The organism is Aliikangiella aequoris (assembly GCF_053709105.1).
This window is the reverse complement of the sequence record NZ_CM132298.1, coordinates 1,423,519-1,447,505: the sequence shown is the minus strand read 5'-3', so window position 1 is coordinate 1,447,505 and position 23,987 is coordinate 1,423,519. Positions and strand designations below refer to the sequence as shown.

21 protein-coding genes are annotated in these 23,987 nt (G+C 37.8%); 12 read left to right on the top strand and 9 right to left on the bottom strand.

What is annotated here, in order from left to right; translation table 11 throughout:
* Position 1: 1 nt before the first annotated feature.
* Positions 2–1,006 (bottom strand): glycosyltransferase family 4 protein, encoded by a 1,005-nt coding sequence (locus ACUR5C_RS06330; RefSeq protein WP_454467513.1) that lies wholly within the window; start codon positions 1,004–1,006, stop codon positions 2–4.
* Positions 1,003–1,764: a glycosyltransferase family 2 protein gene (locus tag ACUR5C_RS06325; RefSeq protein WP_454467512.1), complete on the bottom strand. Its 762-nt coding sequence runs from the start codon at positions 1,762–1,764 to the stop codon at positions 1,003–1,005. The genes ACUR5C_RS06330 and ACUR5C_RS06325 overlap by 4 nt, the downstream gene beginning before the upstream one ends.
* Before the next feature lie 141 nt (positions 1,765–1,905).
* On the opposite strand from ACUR5C_RS06325, the gene ACUR5C_RS06320 reads away from it, so the two are divergent.
* From ACUR5C_RS06320 to ACUR5C_RS06305, 4 genes are all read left to right on the top strand, one after another.
* The gene (locus tag ACUR5C_RS06320; RefSeq protein WP_454467511.1) at positions 1,906–3,252 is read left to right on the top strand and encodes a flippase; all 1,347 of its coding nucleotides are present in this window, start codon (positions 1,906–1,908) and stop codon (positions 3,250–3,252) included.
* Positions 3,253–3,370: 118 nt separating this feature from the next.
* Positions 3,371–4,105, top strand: a complete 735-nt coding sequence (locus ACUR5C_RS06315) for a hypothetical protein (protein ID WP_454467510.1) — start codon at positions 3,371–3,373, stop codon at positions 4,103–4,105.
* On the top strand, positions 4,105–5,202 hold the full coding sequence (locus tag ACUR5C_RS06310; protein ID WP_454467509.1) for a polysaccharide pyruvyl transferase family protein: 1,098 nt from the start codon (positions 4,105–4,107) through the stop codon (positions 5,200–5,202). The genes ACUR5C_RS06315 and ACUR5C_RS06310 overlap by 1 nt, the downstream gene beginning before the upstream one ends.
* Complete coding sequence (locus tag ACUR5C_RS06305) at positions 5,180–6,412, top strand: glycosyltransferase family 9 protein (protein ID WP_454467508.1); 1,233 nt, start codon at positions 5,180–5,182, stop codon at positions 6,410–6,412. Before ACUR5C_RS06310 ends, ACUR5C_RS06305 begins: the two co-directional genes overlap by 23 nt.
* Here the strand turns inward: ACUR5C_RS06305 and ACUR5C_RS06300 are convergent.
* From ACUR5C_RS06300 to ACUR5C_RS06285, 4 genes are all read right to left on the bottom strand, one after another.
* Complete coding sequence (locus ACUR5C_RS06300) at positions 6,375–7,328, bottom strand: GDP-L-fucose synthase family protein (protein ID WP_454467507.1); 954 nt, start codon at positions 7,326–7,328, stop codon at positions 6,375–6,377. The genes ACUR5C_RS06305 and ACUR5C_RS06300 overlap by 38 nt on opposite strands.
* Before the next feature lie 3 nt (positions 7,329–7,331).
* Entirely contained in the window at positions 7,332–8,456 is a 1,125-nt protein-coding gene (gene gmd, locus ACUR5C_RS06295; protein ID WP_454467506.1) for a GDP-mannose 4,6-dehydratase, read from the bottom strand.
* A gap of 139 nt (positions 8,457–8,595) precedes the next feature.
* Complete coding sequence (locus tag ACUR5C_RS06290) at positions 8,596–9,801, bottom strand: glycosyltransferase family 4 protein (protein ID WP_454467505.1); 1,206 nt, start codon at positions 9,799–9,801, stop codon at positions 8,596–8,598.
* 33 nt (positions 9,802–9,834) lie between these two features.
* On the bottom strand, positions 9,835–10,707 hold the full coding sequence (locus ACUR5C_RS06285) for a glycosyltransferase family 2 protein (RefSeq protein ID WP_454467504.1): 873 nt from the start codon (positions 10,705–10,707) through the stop codon (positions 9,835–9,837).
* Between the two features lie 242 nt (positions 10,708–10,949).
* Here ACUR5C_RS06285 and pilB point away from each other — a divergent pair, with 242 nt between their 5' ends.
* From pilB to ACUR5C_RS06250, 7 genes are all read left to right on the top strand, one after another.
* Entirely contained in the window at positions 10,950–12,668 is a 1,719-nt protein-coding gene (gene pilB, locus ACUR5C_RS06280; RefSeq protein WP_454467503.1) for a type IV-A pilus assembly ATPase PilB, read from the top strand.
* Positions 12,669–12,687: 19 nt separating this feature from the next.
* Positions 12,688–13,962, top strand: coding sequence for a type II secretion system F family protein (locus ACUR5C_RS06275; RefSeq protein ID WP_454467502.1), 1,275 nt, complete (start codon positions 12,688–12,690; stop codon positions 13,960–13,962).
* A 72-nt stretch (positions 13,963–14,034) separates the two neighbouring features.
* Complete coding sequence (locus ACUR5C_RS06270; RefSeq protein ID WP_454467501.1) at positions 14,035–14,940, top strand: prepilin peptidase; 906 nt, start codon at positions 14,035–14,037, stop codon at positions 14,938–14,940.
* A gap of 24 nt (positions 14,941–14,964) precedes the next feature.
* Entirely contained in the window at positions 14,965–15,600 is a 636-nt protein-coding gene (coaE, locus tag ACUR5C_RS06265) for a dephospho-CoA kinase (protein ID WP_454467500.1), read from the top strand.
* Positions 15,601–15,660: 60 nt separating this feature from the next.
* Positions 15,661–17,847 carry an asparagine synthase (glutamine-hydrolyzing) gene (gene asnB, locus ACUR5C_RS06260; RefSeq protein WP_454467499.1) on the top strand — a complete coding sequence of 729 codons (2,187 nt, stop codon included), beginning with the start codon at positions 15,661–15,663 and terminating at the stop codon, positions 17,845–17,847.
* A gap of 17 nt (positions 17,848–17,864) precedes the next feature.
* Complete coding sequence (locus tag ACUR5C_RS06255; RefSeq protein ID WP_454467498.1) at positions 17,865–18,161, top strand: hypothetical protein; 297 nt, start codon at positions 17,865–17,867, stop codon at positions 18,159–18,161.
* 7 nt (positions 18,162–18,168) lie between these two features.
* On the top strand, positions 18,169–18,918 hold the full coding sequence (locus ACUR5C_RS06250) for a cell division protein ZapD (RefSeq protein ID WP_454467497.1): 750 nt from the start codon (positions 18,169–18,171) through the stop codon (positions 18,916–18,918).
* 60 nt (positions 18,919–18,978) lie between these two features.
* On the opposite strand, the gene ACUR5C_RS06245 is transcribed toward ACUR5C_RS06250, so the two are convergent.
* A complete protein-coding gene (locus ACUR5C_RS06245; RefSeq protein ID WP_454467496.1) occupies positions 18,979–20,169 on the bottom strand; it encodes a choice-of-anchor H family protein in 1,191 nt (396 codons plus the stop codon).
* A gap of 180 nt (positions 20,170–20,349) precedes the next feature.
* Here ACUR5C_RS06245 and ACUR5C_RS06240 point away from each other — a divergent pair, with 180 nt between their 5' ends.
* On the top strand, positions 20,350–22,011 hold the full coding sequence (locus tag ACUR5C_RS06240) for a dipeptidyl-peptidase 3 family protein (RefSeq protein WP_454467495.1): 1,662 nt from the start codon (positions 20,350–20,352) through the stop codon (positions 22,009–22,011).
* A 144-nt stretch (positions 22,012–22,155) separates the two neighbouring features.
* Here ACUR5C_RS06240 and ACUR5C_RS06235 read toward each other — a convergent pair whose 3' ends face one another.
* Together ACUR5C_RS06235 and ACUR5C_RS06230 are read right to left on the bottom strand one after the other, a co-directional pair.
* Positions 22,156–22,674: a hypothetical protein gene (locus ACUR5C_RS06235; protein WP_454467494.1), complete on the bottom strand. Its 519-nt coding sequence runs from the start codon at positions 22,672–22,674 to the stop codon at positions 22,156–22,158.
* Positions 22,675–22,720: 46 nt separating this feature from the next.
* A complete protein-coding gene (locus tag ACUR5C_RS06230; RefSeq protein WP_454467493.1) occupies positions 22,721–23,956 on the bottom strand; it encodes a cyclic di-GMP phosphodiesterase in 1,236 nt (411 codons plus the stop codon).
* Positions 23,957–23,987: the final 31 nt, after the last annotated feature.

Below are 23,987 nucleotides of genomic sequence, written 5' to 3'. Positions count from 1 at the left end.
TTTAAACGCTACTTTGTTCAAAAACTTGCTGAAAAAAATCTGTATAGTTTTTCAACATACTGTCTAAGGTAAATTTTTGCTCGACCTGCGCACGGTTATATTGTCCCATTTGAAGGCGCAAATTAGGTGAGTCCGCAAGCAACATAATGGCTTTTGCATACTCTGCAACATTTCCGGTTTCACATAAATACCCACCCTTGCCATGGGTGACCAATTCAGGAATTGCAGAACAGTTACTAGAAACAACTGGCAGCTGACAAGCCATCGCTTCGGCGACCACCAAACCAAAACCTTCTCTAACCGTGGGAAACAGAAAGATGTCTGCCTGTTGATACAGCTTGTGCATGTCGGCATATTCTACTTTACCTAGCGGTACTAACCTTGGATGTTTAAAGCTATCTGGAATATTTCTTAAGCCGGCAGTGTACTGAATGATAATGTTTTCTGGTAATAAGCGAATAATATCAGGCAGCCAATGCCCGCCTTTTCGTTTACTTAGATTTCCGCAAAAAAGTACTTTGATTTGCTTAGTAGAATTTGACCTTGTTTTTTCTAGTGGAACAAAGCGTTGGTGATCAATGCCATTATAAATAACTTTTATAGGCTTTTTCAGGCGTAAATTTTGGGTTGTTTTATCTGCAACATACTGGCTTACCGCGGTTAAATAATCGGCTCGCCGCAATGACATTTGAGTGAGCCACTTTAAATCTGTTTTACGATGCAGGTTTTGTAGCTTAGAAAGGTAAGGAGACATATATGCGTCTAGTACATAATTATGTAGCGTAAGTACTAGCGGAATTTTACTACGCTTATGAAATATCCCGTAATCCATTAAGCTATGTATTATATCTGCTTGTTGTCTCCGACCAATTGGATAGAGTAGCGGAGGAAAGAGTGTTATCCATGGGTTATAGTCGGTAACTCGATAGTCCGGTAATTTCGACTCGAGCAATTTATGCAAAACATGGGCTCCATTCCCTCGAGAAACAGGACTTATTATTCTCATATCGATTTCAACCAGTAAACAACCTTTCTGTAACCAAGATACAGCGGCCAATAAATAGTATACAGCAGACGTAACTTCTTGGATGAGGCATAAATTTTATGTATTTTTCGCTCTTCTGCGAAACGTTTACGCAAACTACTCCAATCTACTCTGGAGCTAATTCCTTCATCGCCCATATAGGCGATTGGCGTGTTCACAACTCGAATGCTATAACCTGCTCTAATCGCTCTTAGAATCAACTCATAATCCATTGCGAGCTTAAACTCACACTTAAACAAGCCAACAGAATCAAATAGTGAGCGACGAAACAGCATGCCTTGATGACAACCAGGTATTTTAAAATTCCAGTAAAACTTTAGGTTATTTGCTTTTAGCAATCGATGCGCTTTGCCAAAAATAACGTCGAAACAGGCTATATCTGTCTGATTATCTAATGCCTGAGCGACTATTTGTAGACTGTTGCTATTTAACAATAAATCATCAGCATGAATAAAAATAATGAAGTCTCCTCGAGCTGCTTTAATTCCCTTGTTCATAGCATCTGCGATTCCATCATCTTTTTCACTGATAACGCGACAATTTGAACCCGCGTGCTCTTCAATAACTTTTAATGTTGAGTCTGTGGAGTTACCATCGATGACTATATGCTCGTAGTCATCGAAAGACTGTGACTGTATACTAAGCAAGCAATTTTTAATTGATTTTTCAGCATTAAAACATGCTGTCACAATACTAATAGTGGGATTGTTTTTATTCATCTATTTTAGGTTGTTTAAACAAACATACTAAGCGCGAAAGGCTCAAACCGTACTTTTAAGGAAACATAATTAGAGTCTAGCACATCATCCCTAAATAGTTTAATATCAATAGCTTGCATTCAGCTAAAAGCTAATAATCACATGTCTAAATTTAATAGCGCTAAGCATGAACTAAAAGCGCGAGACAATTCACACTCCTTTTTAACGAGTATCTCTTGGCTTACTCTAGAAAAGGCAATGCAATTAGCGAGCGCATTAATAATCGGTATTTGGATTGCAAACTATCTAGGCCCTCAAAATTTTGGTTTTTTCAGTTACGCGCAAAGCATAATTAGCATCTTAATCGCCATCGCAATGTTCGGAATGGACGGTATAATCGTAAAAGATCTTACTCAAAATAAGCATCAGCTCGACTCAATTTTAAGCTCGGCACTCATATTAAAACTTACAGGATCGTTAGTAGCGTGCCTAATACTTACACTTATTCTAGTCACATCGAACCAAAATAGCAGTGAAAACTGGTTATTAATAGTTATAGGCAGTAGCTTACTGCTTCAATGCTTCACCGTTTTCGAGCTGTATTTTCAAAGCCAAGTGAAAAACCAATATCCAGCTTTCGCTAAAATAACTGCGCTATTAATTTCTGCACTTTTAAAAGTCATTTTAATTCTCAACCAAGCGCCTTTACTCTATTTTGGTATAGCGATTCTAATCGAGTCGATATGTTTTTCTAGCCTGATTTTCTACTTTTTTTATAAGCAACTTGGGCGAGCATATGTATACTCTCCCAGTCTGAAAAAGTGCACTGAATTGTTGCGTTCTAGTTGGCCACTCGCATTAAGTGGACTTTCTATTATACTTTACTTAAAAATTGACCAGATAATGATCGAGAAGATGCTAAATTCTGAACAGGTTGGGATTTATGCAGCAGCCGCAAAAATTAGTGAAGCCTGGTATTTTTTACCTATAATCATTTCTAATACGGTATTTCCAGCACTAGTAAAACTAAAGGCTGGTGAACAAAAAACTTATTTTGAATTTCTAAGGAATATCTATACAACTATGTCTTGGCTAGCAATATTAATAGCAATCCCTACGTATCTTTATAGTGAAGAGATAGTACTATTTTTGTTTAATGCTAGCTACCTGCCTGCCGCTTCTGTTTTAAGCTTACATGTGTGGAGCGGTATTTTTGTATTCTGGCTGCATGCAAGTGGAAGGTATTTAATCGCCGAAGGTTTACACATGCACGCTTTATTTAGAAATTTAATTGGTGCGATTGTAAATATTTCATTAAATTTTTACCTCATTCCCACCTTGGGAATCTGGGGAGCAGCGCTAGCTACATTAATTTCTTATGCATTTGCCGGATTTTTATATGATTTAAGCAGTAACAAGCTACGTTCACAGTTTATACTTAAGCTAACTTCGTTTTTTTATATTCACACACTTTTGATGAATTATAAGGCTCAACAAACCAATGATTAGTTTTTTGAATAGGCTTTATCAGATTATTTTTAGACTTAGATATGCGAAACACTTCGCCAACCTAAGCAGTCAACAACAAAGCATTTTCCAGCAGTATAAAACTTGCGGTGCTCAAAACATGCTTTACAATATCGGATATAAAGTCTACTCACAACATGAGGAAGACGGAATTCTTAGTTACTTATTTGCAAAAATAGGAACAACTAACAAAACCTGTGTTGAGCTTTGTGCCGGTAATGGAATGGAATCTAATACAGCGAATTTATTGATTAATTTTCATTGGAACGGACTCTTAATAGACGGCAATAAAACTAATACTAAAAAAGCAGAACTATTTTATCGGCTACACGAAAATACATGTATTTACCCACCTAAAATTATTAATACCTGGGTTACTAAAGACAATATCAACACAATTATTAAGTCAAATAAAATTGAAGGCGTTATTGACTTGCTTTCTCTTGATATCGATGGTAATGATTATCATATTATGAAAGCCATCAACACAATTACAGCGAGAGTTATTGTGTTAGAGTTTAATCATTTACTGGGACCTAAAGCCAGTTTAACAATACCCTATAATGAAAAGTTCGTTGCAGAGTTTAGCGCAGATGGTGCAGATTATTCGGGTGCATCTTTGGCTGCATTCATTAAGTTGCTAAATAAAAAGAATTATGCGTTTATAGGAACCAACCGCTTTGCGACTAATGCGTTCTTTGTTCTTAAGTCGGAATTAAATCATGAAGTTTGCGAGGAGAAAGATATTGAAAAATACTTTACCCACCCTCGTGCTATCTATGGTATGACAGAAAGATTTGCTAAAATTAAAGATAAACCTTGGGAGAGTGTGTAGTGAAAGTTGCGATAATAACAACTATCGATCACAATATTGGCGATGACTTCATTAGAGAAGGACTTGAATACATCCTAAAACAAGCGTTAAACCAATCTGAAGTAGAGTTTAGTTATATTCATAAGCATTCTCCAATTACTTCGCGCAAAGGTTTTGAATGGTTTCGTTACAATCGCATATCTAAGTATTTTGATAAACTACCCTTGAACTTAACTCAGGATCGCATTCTAGATGCTGATTTAATAGTACAAAGTGGAGCACCTATTTATTGGTGTCATGATGAAGCGCACTGCTATAACAATGAATGGTACCAAGCATTAATAACCCGTCGGGCAAGTGACAAGTCCATATTAAATTTAGCGGGCGGTTCTTGTCAGACATTTCACTCTAAAGGTGATGAGTTTTGCAATAAATGTAACCGATACATCAAAGAGTTTCATACCCGCTGCTCTCTTACAACTTATAGAGATCACTTAGCACAAATCATTGCAAAAAATGCAGGCGTAGAATCTCCAGTGATCCCCTGCTCTTCAATTTTTGCTAATGACAATCAATCAGTCACGGCTACTTCGGAAGACTATGTGGTCCTAAACTATATGCGCGGTGGCGCCCACTTTACCTTTGGACAAGAAATAAAGTTTAAACAATGGGAGCAAGAATTTTCAAATTTTTACCGCTACCTTAGCGAAAAAGAAAATGTCATTTTTGCTTGCCACAACGATACTGAATATAAGCTTGCAAAAAAACTAGCGCCTAAAGGAAATATTTTCTATCAAAAAAATAACTATGCCGCATACTTGCAACTTTATAGTAAGGCAAAATTTGCATTTGCCAATCGTATTCACTGCGCGTACCCAATTGCTTCATTAGGAAAAAGAGTCTTATTAGTAGGCAATGATAGCCGTGTACAAATGGCAAAAGAAATCGGTATAGACGGATATTTTGTAAATGATGTGAGTAGCGAGCTATTAATAGATAAATACAAAGAATTTCTTCTAGGCAATGATGACTTTTCACAAAGCATGCTAAACATTAAATCAAAAGCTTTACAAAGCTACATAAGCCTTATAAAAAATGCAGTCTACAAAGCTAATTAGTCTAGTTCGTTATCTAGCTTATCTTTTTATTGACGGCTGGTTAAGCCTTACAACAAAGCTTACTGACCAAAGCAAAAGAGATAGCAAGGGCCTATTGATTGTCAAAACGGATGCCATTGGTGACTATATATTATTTAGAAACTTTATTTCGCCGTTGCTTAACCATTTAAGTCATAATGATCAAACGACTATAGTTAGCAACATTGCATGCAAAAACCTGCTCGAGTCCATTGATCAGTCCAACAAGCTAAAGGCTATTTATATTGATAGAAAGAAATTTAGAAATAACATAATTTATCGTTACAGAAAGCTTCAAGCGATAAAGAGCGTAAACTATAAACTATGCATTGCCCCTACTTTTAGCCGAGAGTTTTTTGTAAGCGACTGGATTGCTAAGTCAGTGAAAGCTGAATCAAAAATAGCGCCGAGAGACAATGGGGTCAACCATGAAGATTGGCAAATGGGCTTTGTGAGTAACATTTACACTAAGGAAATATCAATACCTCAAAGTTGCAATTTCGAGTATCATAAATTAGCGTATTTCTTTTCAGAATTACTTGAGGTTAATCTAAATCCTATTCGACCTTCGCTTAAACTAAACACCATAAAAAATAATTCAGCTGCTCAGTATTTGGCTCAATCAGGTATCACTAAAAAATTCATTGTTTTGTTTGTAGGGGCTAATGAAAAAAGCAGGCGATGGAATGAGAATAACTTTTCAAGTGTTGCTAACGAAATAATTAAAAATTTTAATTATGAAATTATACTGTGTGGCGGAAAACAAGAGACAGAGGCTGCACAATCCATACACGAACTCACTGACTTTAAATGCCTAAACCTTGTAGGAAAAACCACACTGATTGAGCTCGCTATTTTGATTGATAATAGCGAATTAGTGCTATCTAACGACACAGCAGCAGTCCATATTACTGCAGCATCACGCTGCCCTGCGGTATTCGTGGTTTCTAATGGTAAGCACCTAGGGCGCTTTATCCCTTATCCTAAGGAGTTAATGAGCCACTATTATCTGTTCCTACCACCTCAATTAAAAAATGAAAACATTACGCAGGATCTAATTCAAAATCTATCTTTAACTAGCCAATTTAAAATTGACGATATTACTCCGGATGAAGTCTTCGAAAAAATTGCATTTTATTTAGAAAAAAGTAAATCTAACTCAAACTTCTTTGAAACCACTGATAAGTATTAAAAAGCCCACTTTTGAGCTCAGTTTTATACTTCCAACCCAAATTTTCAATCAGCGATGTATCTAGTTTCTTTCGCATAGTACCATCGGGTTTACTTTTGTCAAAAACAATGTCTCCTGAATACTCTATTGTTTCAGTTAAAAGGGCGACTAAATCGCGTATCGAAAATTCTTCAAGAGAACCTATATTCACAACCCCGCTCTGCGATTTATCATTAAATTCTGTAGAATTGAGCCGCATAACAAACATGCAAGCATCAGCCAAATCATCTACGTGTAAAAACTCTCTTAATGCTTTGCCTGTTCCCCAGACTTTTACTTGTGGCTCATTAGACAGCTTTGCCTTATGAATTCTTTGCATTAATGCTGGTATTACATGCGCATTTTGATCGTCAAAGTTATCATACGGCCCATACAAATTAGTCGGCATAACACAGCGATAGTCTCTTCCGTACTGGGAATTATAAGCTTGACACATTTTAATGCCGGCAATTTTTGCAATGGCATAGGGTTCATTAGTGGGCTCGAGTTTGCCGTCTAAAAGGTACTCTTCTTTTATAGGCTGTTTAGCATGTTTGGGATAAATACAGGAGGAACCTAAAAATAATAATTTATTTACATTCGCGAGATGAGCAGAGTGTATTAAATTACATTGAATCATTAAATTGTCATAAATAAACTCAGCTGGAAAATTAGAATTGGCTCCTATTCCGCCAACCTTTGCTGCGGCAATAATGATTTCATCAAATTGATTAGCGTTAAAGTAGTCTGCTACTGCCGATTGCTGAGTTAAATCTAGTTCACTGCGACTTGCCGTGAATACTTGGTAATTAGGCTCATTTTTTAGGCGCCTTAAAATAGCCTTCCCCACCATACCATTGTGGCCCGCAACAAATATTTTTTTGTTCGATTGACTCATAATTTATTCACTATACGGCGATGGCTTTTGATATCCATGATCTTTAAGCAATAATTGGCGTTTGGCTTCACTTAAATCATGCTCTACCATCTCAGAAACAAGAGTATCAAAACTTATTTTTGGAGACCAATTTAATTCTTGCTTGGCTAAGCTAGCATCTCCTAATAATGACTCAACTTCGGCGGGACGGTAGTAGCGGCTGTCGACTTGGACTACTCTCTGGCCTAGCTTTATTCCTGGCAGCGATTCTGAATCTACCTTTGACACAACGGCATATTCACTTTCTTGCTCACCCTTAAACTCTAATTCAAAGCCCATTTTATGCGCACAGAGCTTAACAAAATCGCGCACACTATGTTGGACTCCGGTTGCGATAACATAATCTTTAGGCTCGTCTTGTTGTAACATGAGCCATTGCATTTCAATGTAGTCTTTAGCATGTCCCCAGTCACGTTTAGCATCTAGGTTACCTAAATACAAACATTTATCTAGGCCTTGTGAAATATTGGCTAATGAACGAGTAATTTTACGGGTGACAAAAGTCTCTCCACGCCTCTCAGACTCATGATTAAATAGAATTCCGTTACATGCAAATATGCCATAGGACTCTCGGTAGTTTACGGTAATCCAATAGGCATAAAGTTTTGCAACACCATAAGGAGAGCGAGGGTAAAATGGCGTTTTTTCATTTTGAGGAACCGACTGTACCTTTCCAAAAAGTTCTGACGTGGAAGCCTGGTATAACTTACAAGTTTTTTCCATTCCTAAAAAACGAATTGCTTCCAATATTCTTAACGGACCTAATGCATCAACTTCTGCTGTATATTCTGGACTTTCAAACGAAACTGCAACATGAGACTGAGCACCAAGATTATATATTTCCGTAGGCTTTATTTGATTAATTAATTTAGTAAGGTTTAACGAGTCAGTTAAATCACCATAATGCAAAAAAAACGATTTATCTTCTATATGCGGATCTTGATAAAGATGATCAATTCGTTGTGTATTAAATGAAGATGCTTTGCGCTTCATACCATGCACTTCATAACCTTTGTTTAACAAGAACTCAGCTAAGTAGGAGCCATCCTGACCCGTGATTCCTGTAATTAATGCGATATTTTTTTTCACTTAACCATCTCAATAAAATTATTAAATAAACGAAAAGCTTACTTTGTATTTGTAATCACTTCAGCCAAATGAGTAAACCAAATTAGCAAATCAAATTAGCAAATCAAATTAGCAAATCAAATTAGCATACACTAATTAACTAAATTTCGTTAAAGTATTCAGTATAACGCTTAGCGACCATGCTCCAATCAAAGTTTATGTTGGCATAGTCATGTCCCCTTTGAGCTATTTCTTCACATTGATTAGAGTCATCGAGTAACCCAATAAGCGCCTTTCCTAGTTCAATATGGCTTCCTGCTTTAAACATTATTCCAGTGCGTTTGTGTATAACGACATCTTTAATTGCAGCCAAATCAGAGACAATTACAGCGCAGCCACACCCCATTGCTTCAACCGCAACCAACCCCAAGCCTTCTTGATCACCACTTGCGCTTACAATCGATGGCATTACAAAAATTCTTGACTGGTTTAAGAGCTCGGGAATTTCGGAGTGCGCTAACGAGCCCTTAAACTCTATATTAGAATTTAAACTTAACTCCATAGCCAACTGTTGATTAAAAGCCTTTTCACTGCCCTCACCAACGATAGTTAATTGAGTGTTGGGATACTTTTGAGTGACTATTTGCATCGCTTGAATCAACACATGTAAACCTTTTTTCTCAGCGATTCGACCAACAAAAATAAGGCCTTCTCTTTGCTTGTAAGGCTGAAGTTGAACAAAAGTATTTTGCAGATCGACTCCCATAGAGCGGACCTCAATTTTGCAACTAGCTTTAACTTTGATTGCATCGTAACAATATTCTCGCATTGCCTCACTTACTACAACCGTTTTATCGGCGTTGCTAATAACCCAGCGTTTAAGCCAATTAAATCCCCAATAATTTAGTGCAAATAGATCACCCCCATGCGAGGTAACAACAATCTTAAGTGCGATATTTTTTCTTTTAAACCGCTTTTTTAAAAGTATTGCGATTAATCCTTGAGGGATTATCCAGTGGGCATTAATCAGTCTAATGTCATCATTAATTACCTTTCTATAAATAGAACGGTATTGCGCAACTAGCAAAAAAGGGATTAATAAAAAGAGCAACTTATTTTTCTTTAAGTTTTCAAGAATGCCGTTGCCGTAAGTGAGAGTTTCAAACCGCTCTAAAAAGTAACTGTAACGGGAAACCTTAAGGTTTCCCAATTTTTCGTCCTTTTTGGCCCCGGCATAATGAGGAACTAATACGTTTACGTCAAAGTCAGCGGCCAAGTTTTTAGCTAAATCATATATAAAGCGAGGCTGATTATCCGCTTCCTTGAGTGGAAAAGTAGTTGCTGTTATTAGAATTTTTTTGCGCACGCTAGTCCCATTATTTACTTAAAGTGAGTCCTTTTACTCATCCGGTCTGGAATTCATAAATATTAGAGTATTAATTTGCTCTGATATTAAGCCAATCAAAAATATTATAACCGAAGTAGTAAATAAAATGACGCTCATATTGGTGAGTTGGCCTGAAGTAATAAACGTAAATAAGTAATAGAAAAAAGCTAATAGAAACATGATAAAACTAAAGGGAGTAAACACTTTTAAGGGTGAGTATAGGGTACCAACCTTAAAAATGATTAACAGAAACCTCAAACCATCTTTCAGCGGGCTAATGTGGCTATTTCCTAGGCGATCAGCTGAAATATCTTCCGTAAGATATCCAACTTGGTAACCTGCCCTCAAAAATGCCATTGTTATAGTCGTTGGATAAGAAAAGCCATTAGGTAGAAGGTGCAAAAACTCGATAAATCTGGCCCTTTTTACACAGCGAAGTCCAGACGTTAAGTCTTCGATTGGGTAATTAGTAATTAACGAAGCAAATTTATTATAAAAATTATTTGCTAAATGTCTCCAGCGGCTAGCTTGAGACTCGCTTTTACGTGCACCTACGACCATATCAAAGCCATCACTTAATTTGTTTAATAGACGTTGAATAGACTCAGGCTTATGTTGACCGTCTGCATCCATAAAACAAATATAATCACCTTTCGCTTTTCTAGCCCCAGCTTTAATTGCAGCGCCATTTCCACGAGAAAAAACGTGATTAACCACTACAGCACCCTCACGCCTAGCTATTTCACTGGTTTGGTCGCTAGAGCCATCGTTAACAACAATTATTTCTAAAAGCTCAGGACAGCATAGCTTTAGCGCAGGAATTAGCTTACTTAAGCTGTCTGCCTCGTTTTTTGCGGGTATGACAATACTGGTCTGGCTCAGCATAGTTCGGCAATTTCCTTTATCAATAACCTTGGGTCAAATTAGAGTTTAACTAACATTTGATGTGAATTGTTAATTTTATCTCATATCTACTTGTTTTTTAATAAAAAAGATGAATTTTCTAGCATGAGCATTTATACTCAAGTGAATATTTATAAAAAGATTAGCCCAAAACTCGCTTTTTGTGGCTAATGAAGTAGACTTTTTAGATCACTAATTAAGTTTTAAACCAAAAAACGAGAATTATGGCCGCACCACAATCAAATATCGTATTAAGCGGACTTGCTAGACGACTTATCCATGATGAATACTTGGATGAGCCAACCGCATTAGATGCAATTAGCAACGCTCAAAAGAACAAAAAGAACCTGGTTTCCTACTTGGTAGACAATGACATAGTCGCCTCGTCAGCTATTGCAGAAGCAGCATCTGCTGAATTTGGTGTCCCTTTGTTCGATATTTCAGCAATGGATACCAGTGTTATTCCCACTGAAGCAATTAGCGAAAAACTTATTACTAAGCATAATGCGGTGCCATTATTTAAACGCGGCAAAAGACTCTATGTAGCAGTATCTGACCCAACAAACCTTTCGGCACTAGATGAGTTCAAGTTTCACTCAGGACTCACCACTGACGCTATTTTAGTAGACGAAGTTAAACTGTCTAAGTTAATCGTTAAAATTATTGATGAAAAAGAAAGTGATGAATTAGGCGACTTTGACGATACAGACCTAGAAAACCTGGATTTAGAAGCGGTAGACGAAAATTCGGCAAAGGAAGATGAAGCCGATGCCGCCGGCGACGATGCTCCGATTGTTCGCTTTGTGAATAAAATATTACTAGATGCGATAAAAAAAGGCGCTTCAGACTTACATTTTGAACCCTATGAAAAGCGTTACCGAGTTAGGTTTCGAATTGATGGCATTCTTTCTGAAGTTGCAGGACCACCTATAACTCTAGCAACTCGCATTTCAGCCCGACTAAAAGTTATGTCTCGCTTAGATATTTCCGAAAAGCGAGTCCCTCAAGATGGCCGGATTAAACTAAAGCTTTCTAAAAATAAAGCCATCGACTTTCGTGTCAGTACTTTGCCTACGCTGTTTGGCGAAAAAATTGTAATGCGTATTCTTGATCCGACCAGCGCACAACTCGGTATCGATATGCTAGGTTACGAGGCCGATCAAAAAGAGCTATTTATGGATGCAATCCATAAACCGCAAGGCATGGTATTGGTGACAGGGCCTACAGGTAGTGGTAAAACCGTCTCGCTATACACAGCCGTTAACATTATTAATACCGACGAGCGAAATATTTCTACCGCAGAAGATCCTGTCGAGATCAACTTAGAAGGTGTCAACCAAGTGAACGTTAATCCTAAAGCAGGTTTAACTTTTGCCTCGGCATTACGGGCTTTCCTTCGTCAAGATCCCGATATTGTGCTAGTTGGTGAGATACGTGATTTAGAAACTGCGGAAATTGCCATTAAAGCAGCACAAACCGGTCACTTAGTGTTATCAACTTTACATACCAATAGTGCCCCAGAAACACTTACACGTATGGTTAATATGGGGGTTGCGCCATTCAATATTGCAACTAGTGTTAACTTAGTAATTGCACAGCGCTTGGCTCGAAGACTATGTGAAAGCTGTAAAGCCGAAGCCAAAATCCCAGATGAAGCCCTATTAAAAGCTGGATTTAGAAAAGAAGAACTAGGTACTTTTAAAATATATGAACCAGTCGGTTGCGATAATTGTACCAATGGGTATAAAGGGCGTGTAGGTATTTATCAGGTAATGAAAGTATCTGAAGAAATGGGCCGAATCATAATGGAAGGCGGTAATGCTATTGATATTGCTGACCAAGCGGCTAAAGAAGGTGTTAATGACCTACACCGCTCAGCTTTGATGAAAGCAATGCAAGGTACTACTTCGTTAGAAGAAGTCAACCGTGTCACACAGCATTAAATTGAATTAGGATTGAATTATGGCCGTTCAAGCAATTAAAAAAGAACGAAAAACAGCACAAAAGCGTACTAAGGCGGCTAAAGCCCCTAAGCAGTACACTTACAACTGGGAAGGTGCTGATAAAAAAGGACAAAAAGTTAAAGGCGAGATGCTTGGTGAAGCACCTGCAATTATTAAAGCACAGCTCAGAAAGCAAGGAATTAGTCCCATAAAAGTGACTAAAAAGGCTGAACCTTTATTTGGCGGAGGAAAAGGCAAACCCGTCACTGCGGCTGATATTGCGATGTTTTCTCGCCAAATAGCCACCATGATGAAAGCCGGTGTTCCACTGGTACAATCTTTTGAAATTATCGGACGCGGCAACGAAAAACCCAGTGTTCAAGACTTACTTTTAGGCATAAAAACCGACGTAGAGTCCGGTAACACTATGGCAGAGGCTTTAAGAAGACACCCAAAGCACTTTGACGACTTATTTTGTGATCTTGTTGATGCTGGTGAGCAGTCTGGCTCATTAGAAGGTATGCTTGATCGCATAGCCATGTACAAAGAAAAAAGTGAGGCGTTAAAATCCAAAATTAAAAAAGCGTTAACCTACCCTATTGCCGTTGTTGTTATTGCGGTAGTCGTAACTGCTGTGCTTTTAGTTAAAGTTGTTCCTTCGTTTCAAGATGTTTTCCAAAGTTTTGGCGCCGACTTACCTGCATTTACTTTAATGGTTATAGCCATGTCCGAGTTTATGCAAGAGTATTGGTGGATATTTTTAATTGGGATGGTTGGCTTTTCAGTTGTCTATAAGAAAATGCTGTTATCCTCTAAGAAGCTTAGAGATCAACAAGACAAAGTTATGCTGAAACTTCCAGTGATTGGCATCATATTACACAAAGCAGCTGTTGCTCGATTCGCGCGTACCCTTTCAACCACTTTTGCGGCTGGTGTTCCTCTGGTTGAAGCGCTAGACTCAGCTGCTGGAGCTTCTGGTAATGCTTTATATAGAGATGCAATACTAAAAATTCGTGACGAAGTAACTACTGGTATGCAGATGAATCTTGCAATGCTCTCCACTGGCGCTTTTCCTAACATGGTTGTACAAATGGTCGCTATAGGTGAAGAGTCTGGCTCTATTGACGCCATGTTGTCAAAAATTGCAGATATATACGAGCAAGAAGTTGACGATGCAGTTGATGGTTTAAGCGCTCTCTTAGAGCCGATTATAATGGCAATCTTAGGCGTGTTAGTAGGCGGATTAATTATAGCGATGTACTTACCGATATTCCAACTAGGTGGCGTGGTTTAATCCGAACATAAAAATTTTACAACCAAATGGGCTAGCTTAACCGCCAGCCCATTTACTTAAAATAAGAAATCCATGAACACTATTTTAATCGCACTGGAAACTTCCCCTACATTACTAATTATCACTTGTAGTCTATTTGGGCTGCTCGTTGGCAGCTTTTTGAATGTCGTTATTTATCGCTACCCTATTATGCTTTTCAAAGAATGGGAAAATATGGCTAAGGAGATATTAATTGAACGAGGCTTTTCAATTAATAAACCGCCAAATTCTGATAGTTCAAGCGATACACCACTTAACCTAGTTACTCCGCGCTCTGCCTGCCCTAAATGCGGACACATGATAACTGCAATGGAAAATATTCCTGTATTTAGTTATCTATTTCTGAAAGGAAAGTGTCGCTCTTGCAAAACACCCATTTCGCTACGCTACCCTGCTATTGAATTGTTAACAGGCATACTCTGCGGGATTACCGCTTGGCATTTTGGATTTAATATAAGCTTGGCGTGCGCACTCCTTGTTACCTTGTATTTTATTAGCATGAGCTTCATCGACATTGATCATCAAATCTTACCAGATACTATGACGCTTCCATTAGTTTGGTTTAGTTTATTGGTAGCGACACAACAAGTTTTCATCCCTTTAACTGATGCGGTGATTGGTGCTGCTGCTGGTTACCTAAGTTTGTGGAGTATTTACTGGTTATTCAAGTTACTTACCGGAAAAGAAGGTATGGGTTATGGCGATTTTAAGCTGTTAGCTGCTATTGGTGGATTTGTGGGGTGGCAAATGCTACCGCTTGTAATTCTACTCTCGGCGGGCGTGGGCGCAGTTGTTGGGGGATTAATGGTCGCCTTACAAAATAAAGACTCCCAAACCAAAATACCTTTTGGGCCCTATTTAGCAGCGGCAGGATGGATCGCTCTCATTTGGGGCGAACCGCTTGTTGATAGTTATCTACTATTTTCTGGTTTAAAATAATCTTTTTCTACGGATAGATTTACAATGAGCGCTATTAGAATTGGCTTAACTGGTGGCATAGCTTCAGGTAAATCTACCGTCTCAAGACTTTTTGCGCGACTCGGCGTCCCTATTATCGATGCAGATCTTATCGCGAGGCAATTATTTGAAGATAATAGCCCACACCTCTCCCAACTCCAATGTAAATTTGGTGATAAAATATTTGACTCTCCGAACAAATTAAATCGCAAAGCGCTAAGGAAAGAAATTTTCAGCTCTAAAGAGTCATTAACTTGGTTGAATAACTTCTCTCACCCTCTAATTGCGGCGAGAATACTAGAACAAATCAAAACAATAGACTACGCCTATACGTTAATTGATATACCATTGTTAATTGATAAAGAAGGCCAACTATCACCAAGATTCAAACCCCTCATCCAACGCGTATTGGTTGTAGACATACCCAGCGAGATGCAACTTTTAAGACTATGTGAGAGAGATAATATATCTCTTAGTGATGCTCAGTCTATAATTCAATCTCAGGCTACGAGAGAGCAAAGGCTTGCTTGGGCTAACGACATAATTGATAATGCTGACTCTGAAGCCGTTTTATCAAAACAGGTAGCTCAGCTTCACCAAAGTTATTTGAAACTAGCTAAATTTAAATCGATAAACTCGTAAAGCTAAATGGCCAAAACTAACATTATTTAGGCACATTGTAGTGAGCAAGGTAATTAATATATGTGTGGATTTTCAGGTTTTTTTGATTATAACAATGAAACGGAACTCAAAAACCAAACCCTAAAGTATATGGGAGAGGCTTTAGAGTTTAGAGGGCCAGACGAAGAAAGCTTTTATAATGATGATTATCTTTCTTTTGTATTCAGGCGATTAGCTATTGTTGATATTAAAAGTGGCAGCCAGCCCATTTGGAATGAAGATAACTCTATCTTTGTCGCCGTGAACGGCGAGATATACAATCATATGCAGTTGCGAGAAAAGCGCAAGATAGATCGCCCTTTCAAATCAAATTCAGACTCAGAGATAGTCCTACATCTATATCAAGACTTTGGTGTTAACGCATTTGAGTTGTTGAATGGAATGTTTTCAATAGTGATTTGGGATTTAAAGAATAAAGAATTAATATTAGCTCGAGATAGATTAGGCATTAAGCCACTTTACTACGCAAAATCTGAAGAGCTTTTCCTTTTTGGCTCTGAACTCAAAGCGCTTCTTATGCACCCTAACTGCAGTCGCGAACTTAATTGGAGTGATTTATACGAACCTGGCTTGCAAGATAAAGAAGATATTTCTAGCTATGTTGAGGGTATTTATCACTTCCCAGCAGGACACTATGCAAAGTACAAAGTTCAAGATCGTAGTTTCTCGCTGGAGTCATATTGGAAGCTAACAGATACCAAACAGCCTCCAATAAATGAATACAATGATCCTGTTGAAACTTATTTTTCATTAATTTCTGACTCTGTAAAGCTTCAACTTATGTCAGACGTCCCTGTCGGTATATTTTTGAGTGGTGGTTTGGACTCATCCCTATTAACCGCGCTTGCTGCAAAACAAAATAAGAATTTGCACTGTTTCACTGTCGTCGAAAAATCAACTTATGACTCTGGTGATGTAGAAATTGCAAGACAAGTTGCTAAAGAGCACGGATTAAAATTCTACCCTGTTTTATTCGATATTCAAGCAATGGTCGAGAACTTTGATTTAAGCGAATTAGAGAAAATGATATGCTTAATGGAGTCTCCTCGATTCGACTTAGAGTGGTACTATAAGTCAGAACTTCATAAAGCAGCAAAGAAATACACTCCCGACTTAAAAGTTATTTTGTTAGGACAAGGTGCTGACGAATTTTGTGGAGGTTATTCAAAATTTTTAGGTTCTAAGTGGAATAATTGGCAGGAATATATTGAACATGAAATAGAGCCATCATTAACTAAAAGTGAGTTAACATCACATCAAGTTCCGTCACGTTTCTATAATGATCTTCAAGTTAGAAGAGAAAATAATAAAAGTGTTTACGCACTCAAAATGGAAAAGTTTATACCTCAGCTACAATTTTTTAACTTGTGGCATGAAGACAGAACTAGTTCATTTTATGGTATCGAATCAAGAGTTCCCTATTTAGATCATCGATTAGTCGAGTTTTTATATAGAACGCCAGAAGAAATGCAAGAATCATATTTCTGGAATAAAAACTTAATCAGAAAAGTTGCTGATAAAGCCATGCCTAAATACCCAGAGAAACATCCGAAGGTGCCATTCTATATTACGGAGGATATGTCGCCAATTAATGAGTTTGCAAAAGCAATCACTAAGAACATTTATACAGAATTCAAAGAAAAATACATTAATACAATTCAAAATTGTTTTAAATTAGAAAGCTTGGAATCACTCTACGTTGAGTCGCAAAAAAACAATCTAAAAAGTCCTGAGTCTGCTTGGGAACTCATTGAATTAATGAGTATAATCATATTTAAAGAGTTTTGTAACGAGCCTAAAGCTTATCTAGCGGCCTGCGATCACTCTACTACTGATGCTTATCCACTTGTAGCAGAAGATGAATGGGAGCGTTTAGAGGAAAAATTGGCACTCCAAGTTTCAAATTCACACACAAGTTGGAACTCAGGTTCAATTATCAATATTCCTGATGATTGTGAGATCGTAAACCCTTTGACAGAAGATGAAGGTTCAACACAGCTAGCCTTGCTGCATAAAGGAACTCAACTTTGTAGAATTAATATACCAGACTCGATGGACTGGGTAGTCATGTTACTTGATGCAATGGGACGCTTTGTCAATTCACCAAAGTCGGTAAGTTACTGGTCAGAGAAAACCAAAGTTCCTATACAAGATTTTATTAACATAACCAACAATTTAGTAAAAGGCGGATTTCTCGTTAAACTTTAACCTTAAAGGTCTAATTAATGATAAAAGATTTTTTAAATAGAAAAAATATTTCTAAATTCGCTAGTACTACTATAAATAATTATTTAACCAAAGCAGAACTTAGAAAAATCAGAGAACTTAGTGAGAACAAGCGGGACAAGCGAGTCAAAATTCTTGTCCAAAACCTAAAGCGTGAATTTGTCATATATAGTAGCGACAACCAGCTCGGAATTTATGGTAAAGCCAAACTAGCTAAAGTTGTTCAAGAGGAAATGCAAAATATGGATTTAGATGAGAATATCATTTCTTATATAGTCAACAAGCTAATTAGATAACGCAACTATGATTTTTGAATACCCTTTAAAAGAAAATTATAGGACGTTTTTAAGACTCGAACTTTTGTTCAATCAGTTTGAGCGCAACCGGCTTGCGTCAAACGAAGATAACCACCTTCATGCGCTTAAAATTCTGCTTGAAATTTTAGAGATTCTAGAGCGCGGTGACTCACGTTCTGAAATAACCAAGGAGTTATCTAGGCTGAGCGACTACTTTACCAAACTTAGGCAAGTACCCGATGTAGATGTAGCTAAACTTGAGAACTTTCTTACTCAAATCAATCAACTAAAGAGTTGGGTGTTTAATTATCATGGTAAGTTTGGTGATTTACTTAGAAAGACCCCATTTATAGAGAATATTAAACACCGAATGAGTATTCCTGGAGGCGCTTGCTCGTTTGACTGCCCCGACCTACATTTATTTCTTAATAAGTCTCACCAGGAGCGACAAGGTAACTTTAACCATTGGTTAGACAATATTAAAGGAATAAAAACGAGTATTGAAGTGATTCTTAGAATAACACGAGAAACAGGACACTGGCAGGAGTGTGTCGCGCCGATGGGTAGCTATTTAATTCAACCTGGTGATGAATCTCTTAATTTGCTACGCGTGAAAATTAAAGATGAAAACCTAGTTTTCCCCGAGTTTAGCTGTGGTAAACACCGTAGTAATATTCACTTCATGTACTTTAATAATGAACATAAAAAAATAGCGACTCAGTCAAAAGTCGCTTTTAGTTTAGCTTGCTGTCATTAATCGGTTGTTATTAATCGACTGTCATTATCTTCCGCTGCAAACAGCAAGCACGCCTTAGTGTTATGAGCTTTGCTGCTGCCCCTTGTATGCTCTAGCGGCAGCAGAAAGAACTAGCAATAGAGCCCCCAATATTCCTAGGCTACCGCCACCAGACTCATGAACAACTACGACATCAACCGCATCTAAATGACCGTTGTTAGGCTGTGGAGAGTCATAAGCATTATCATATTCATAAGACTCTAATGTAAGTTGAATCAGTGCATTAAAATCTTGTGCCGCAATTGCTAAAACTTCGCCAGTGTATGAATCAATAATTCTTACTTCAATATCATACCAGCCAGGAGCATAACCCGCTTCTAAAATTAACGAGTTAACTTCGGTTTGATTACCTAAAAAATAGTCATCAGTACTTACAACCACTTGTTGCATTGTATCTACGTTAGTTAAAGTTACTTCAGAATAAACAGTCATGCCACTATTCAGTGTATCTATGTCATATTCTAATGATAGCTCGGTGTAAAACCCATCTTGGTCTAAATCAACTGACAGTTCAGACGCGACATAGGTAATTAAAGTATCGTCGCTATTGGTTTCATGCGCTCTATCTTCTAGCGGTAAGTTATTCAAGCCATTAAAATCATAAGGCTCTGCGGTTGCCGCAATACCAGAAACTCCAACCTCATATAAATCAATCAAAAGATCGTAATTCCCAGTGGAAAATTCGCTGTTTAAACGCGTGAAAACACTATAGCTATCGGTACTGTCATTCGAATAAATGGTAAATACATCGGTAGTATTAAAGTGGATCCAAGGACCACCGTCTTTACTTAAATACATAACCGCATAGACATCTGCATAACCCCCGGTAAAATCAGCGTCAAAGTTAAGCGTAAACTCCGAAAAGTAGCCATCATTGTCATAATCAACTTCTAACACTGTCCACGCGTCATAAAAGCTAAATTGATGCATTGATGCTGACTGTTTAGGCTCTGCTGCCCTCACCTGTAATTCTTGTTTAGATGCTTCAGCTTTTAATTGAGGCGTTTCTCTGATTTTTTTGGTTACCGAATTTCGAGTTATCTTTACTCCCTGACTCGCGTTTTTAATTACCGGGGTTGATAAAGAGCGTCCTTTAGCGGCCACTGATTGCTTTATTTTGGCCGCACTAGTGACAGGTTGTTTGGGTTCGGCGAATATCGCAAAGCTCGCTAAACTGGCCAGTATAAGACTAAAACTAACTAGACTTCTCATAAACTTCTCCGTTGATAATGACTTGCTTAAGTGTATTAAACACTAATGGAGATGAATCAAAACTGAACTGATATAAAAACCTAAGCCTATAAATCAAACTGTTTTTAATCTATTATCGGGAACATCTATATCAAATCTAATGAGCAAATAACATTTTGCTAAAAATAAACAGGAGGAATAATGAAAAAAATCATCCCTATAGGCCTTTTTAGTACCTTATTACTGGTTGGATGCGGCTCTGGCGAGCCTAATATTAGCAAAAGCACTGCTGATCCAGAGCCCCCTTCAGCTAAATCAAGCAATCCTCGATTTGATATTTATAAGCCGGTAACTTTAACAGCCAATTTAGCGCATTTAAGTGAAAATCAAAAAGCAATGATTAGTAAGCTAATCGACGCGTCTAAAATAATGGATGAGTTATTTTGGCTTCAAGCTTTTGGAGAAAAACACGCATTTTTAGACTCAATCAAGGATCCTGCAACACGTCAATTTGCCAATATAAACTATGGACCATGGGACAGGCTCGCAGGCGATAGTCCTTTTATTTCAAAATATAAAGAGAAACCACTTGGCGCACGCTTTTATCCTGCCGATATGAGCAAGGAAGAATTCGAAAGCGCGGATTTAGCCGACAAGAAGGGACTTTATTCTTTAGTTAAGCGGGATCCTCAAGGAAAGCTTTATACACAGCCATATCATCAAGCCTATGCTAAGCAAATAAAAGCAGCCGCTAGCATACTGCGCGAAGCAGCCGATTTAGCTGATAATCAAGAGTTCAAAAATTACCTAAAATTAAGAGCTACCGCACTAGAAACCGATCAATATCAGCCGAGTGACCTTGCCTGGATGGATATGAAATCCAACCCGGTAGAACTAGTCTTAGGACCAATAGAGACTTATGAAGATCAGCTCTTTGGCTACCGGGCAGCGTATGAGTCTTACGTGTTATTAAAAGACTTAGAGTGGAGTGCGAAACTCGCTAAATTTGCTGCTTTCTTACCAAAACTTCAACAAGGTTTACCAGTAGATGAAAATCTAAAAGCCGAAGTTCCAGGAACTGACTCAGACTTAAACGCCTATGATGTTGTTTACTATGCAGGTCACAGTAACGCAGGTTCTAAAACAATTGCGATTAATTTACCGAATGACGAGCAAGTTCAATTAGCCAAAGGAACCCGAAGGCTTCAACTGAAAAACGCAATGCAAGCCAAATTTGAGCACATTTTGCTTCCAATAGCTGATCAACTCATTGAAGCGGAACAAAGAAAATATATCACTTTCGATGCATTTTTCGCTAACACTATGTTCCACGAAGTCGCCCACGGATTAGGCATTAAAAATACAATTAATGGTAACGGAACTGTACGAAGCGCATTAAAAGAAACTGCATCGCCCTTAGAGGAAGGCAAAGCGGATATTCTTGGTTTGTATATGATTTCTGAACTGTATAAAAGTGGTGATATTTCTGAAGGCCAATTAATGGATAACTACGTAACATTTCTTGCAGGCATTTTTAGAAGTGTACGCTTTGGAGCGTCTAGCGCGCACGGCAAAGCCAATATGGTTAGATTTAACTTCTTTGAAAAAGTGGGTGCGTTTAACCGTAACCCACAATCGGGACTCTATCAAGTCAACTTTGATGCGATGACCCTTGCAATGAATGCACTATCCAAAGAAATACTTACTATACAGGGTCATGGCGACTATGCAGCAGCCAAAACCTTACTTGATACACAGGGTATTATTAGCGAACAGCTGAGCAAAGACTTAGCTAAGTTAGAAAAAGCCGCTATCCCGGTGGATATCGTTTTTGAGCAAGGAAAAAAAGTACTTGGGCTTTAAATTGAAACCCTAAGTTTGAAAATTAAAACCCCTATAATAAAAGCTATTATAGGGATTTTTGCTTAACGTCTATTTAAAAACTGATAAAGTGCGCAAAACCACCAGCGCCCTAATTATCAATTAGAGCCTAGCAATGAAAATTTGTTAGCTACCTTCGGACAATCGTTTATGAAACTGAAATATAACCATAAACCAAGCTAACCCAACCGCCATTTTTTTATCCGCATCAACCGCCAGAAGGTCTTCTCGCCACTGATTAGCTTCACTAATATCTTGTTCAAACCGAGTAAAAAGCTCATTAACCAAAGCAGGATCTTGGCAATCTAAGGGCAACCATTTATTCTCAAAAACAAAAGCAACAGCGTCTTCCTCCAACGGAAACTTGTCACCAAGGTCTCGGGCTAGAATCTGCCTTACATGCTGTGCAAAAGGTAAATTTAAAAGGTTACTGGCAACTTCTGTAGCCGCCTCAGTTTCTTGTTGGTGGGCTGCTTTAATTTTCTCAGCATATTTACTTTCCATTTCCGCAATAAGCTTTCTGTCTTCAGTTGACAGCTTCGAAAAATCACCATCTATGGCTTTTAACTTATCAGAAAGTGACTCAAAAATGGCCTTGTCTTCTTCCGATAGTTGTTTGAGCATTCTATTTAAAACGCTTTGCATCATCTAGCCCTTTGAAATTAGTCAAGCCTTGTGGCTTGTTTGAATTTTAAAATTGAATATTAAGCCCTTTATCAGCATAAGACTGCAAGTCTATGCCAAAAGCCATGTTTTCAAAAACTTTGCTGATCTTATAGGGCTTAGATTCTGGGTCAAGTGCCATTTTATTTAAATCTACAAGTTTCTCTTTTCGAGGGTGTTTATATTCGTTTAAAACCAGTAAAACTTTAGGCTTGAGTTTATGCTCGCGGTTCGCACTAACAACAATTCCTACTTCACCATTTTGCATTTCTACTATCGCCCCAGGAGGATAGATACTGCGCCATTTGATAAACTTTAAAATAAGAGACTCATCATAATGGCTCGACTTCTCGGCCATTAACATTTTATATGAGTCTAATATAGACAAACCTTTGCGATAGGCCTGTTGACTCGTTAACGACTCAAATACCTCAATAATACTAACAATTCTCACATTCTTAGTAATTTGATTTTCTTTTAACCCTCGAGGATAGCCACTACCATTTAATCGCTCGTGGTGTGAATAAACAACATCAAGACAAGAAGGCGTTAGACCTTCTTTGCCCGCTAAAATGTCAAAACCAAATTTAGCATGTTGCTCAACCGCTTCTCTTTCGTTAGCATTTAATTTACCCGCTTTATTTAATAATATTTTATCTACTTTTACTTGTCCAATATCATGTAATAAAGCAGCCATACCAATATCTTCCAAAGCTTCTTCCGAATAACCTAAATATGACGCAAATCCAATCGCCAAAACACTGACATTAAATGAATGTTGAGCGACATCTTCATGCTGATTTTTTAACATCGTAAGCATCAACATGGCTTCTTGGTTATGCAGTACGCTTTTAACATTTTCTTGAACTGCTGTTCTAACCCCCTGCACTTCAAAGTCTTCGCCCAGCATAATTTTATCCATTACACTGGTTAACAAGTTACTGGTTTTTTTGCGGTTAAGAAAAGCTGGTTTCAATTTAGCACGCAAGTTAAATGTTGAGCTATCAACAGATTCTTGTATTTTTTTCTTATAGGTTTCTGACTTTGTGGTTTTTAGCTTATAAAGCTTAAACTGCTCGTCAGACTTAAAGTCTACATAGACAAATTCGCACTGCCTAGCAACAGCGTCGATATCGACCTGCCCTTCGATGGTAAAACCTTGCAATAAAAAGTTAGATTCAGACCAATCTCGATCGAGAGCAGCAACAAACATACCGGGTTGCAAGTCTTCGCAGTAAACTTTTATTCGTTTTAAATGGCGCATAATTTAATAATAGTAGCTTATGTATAGAAAA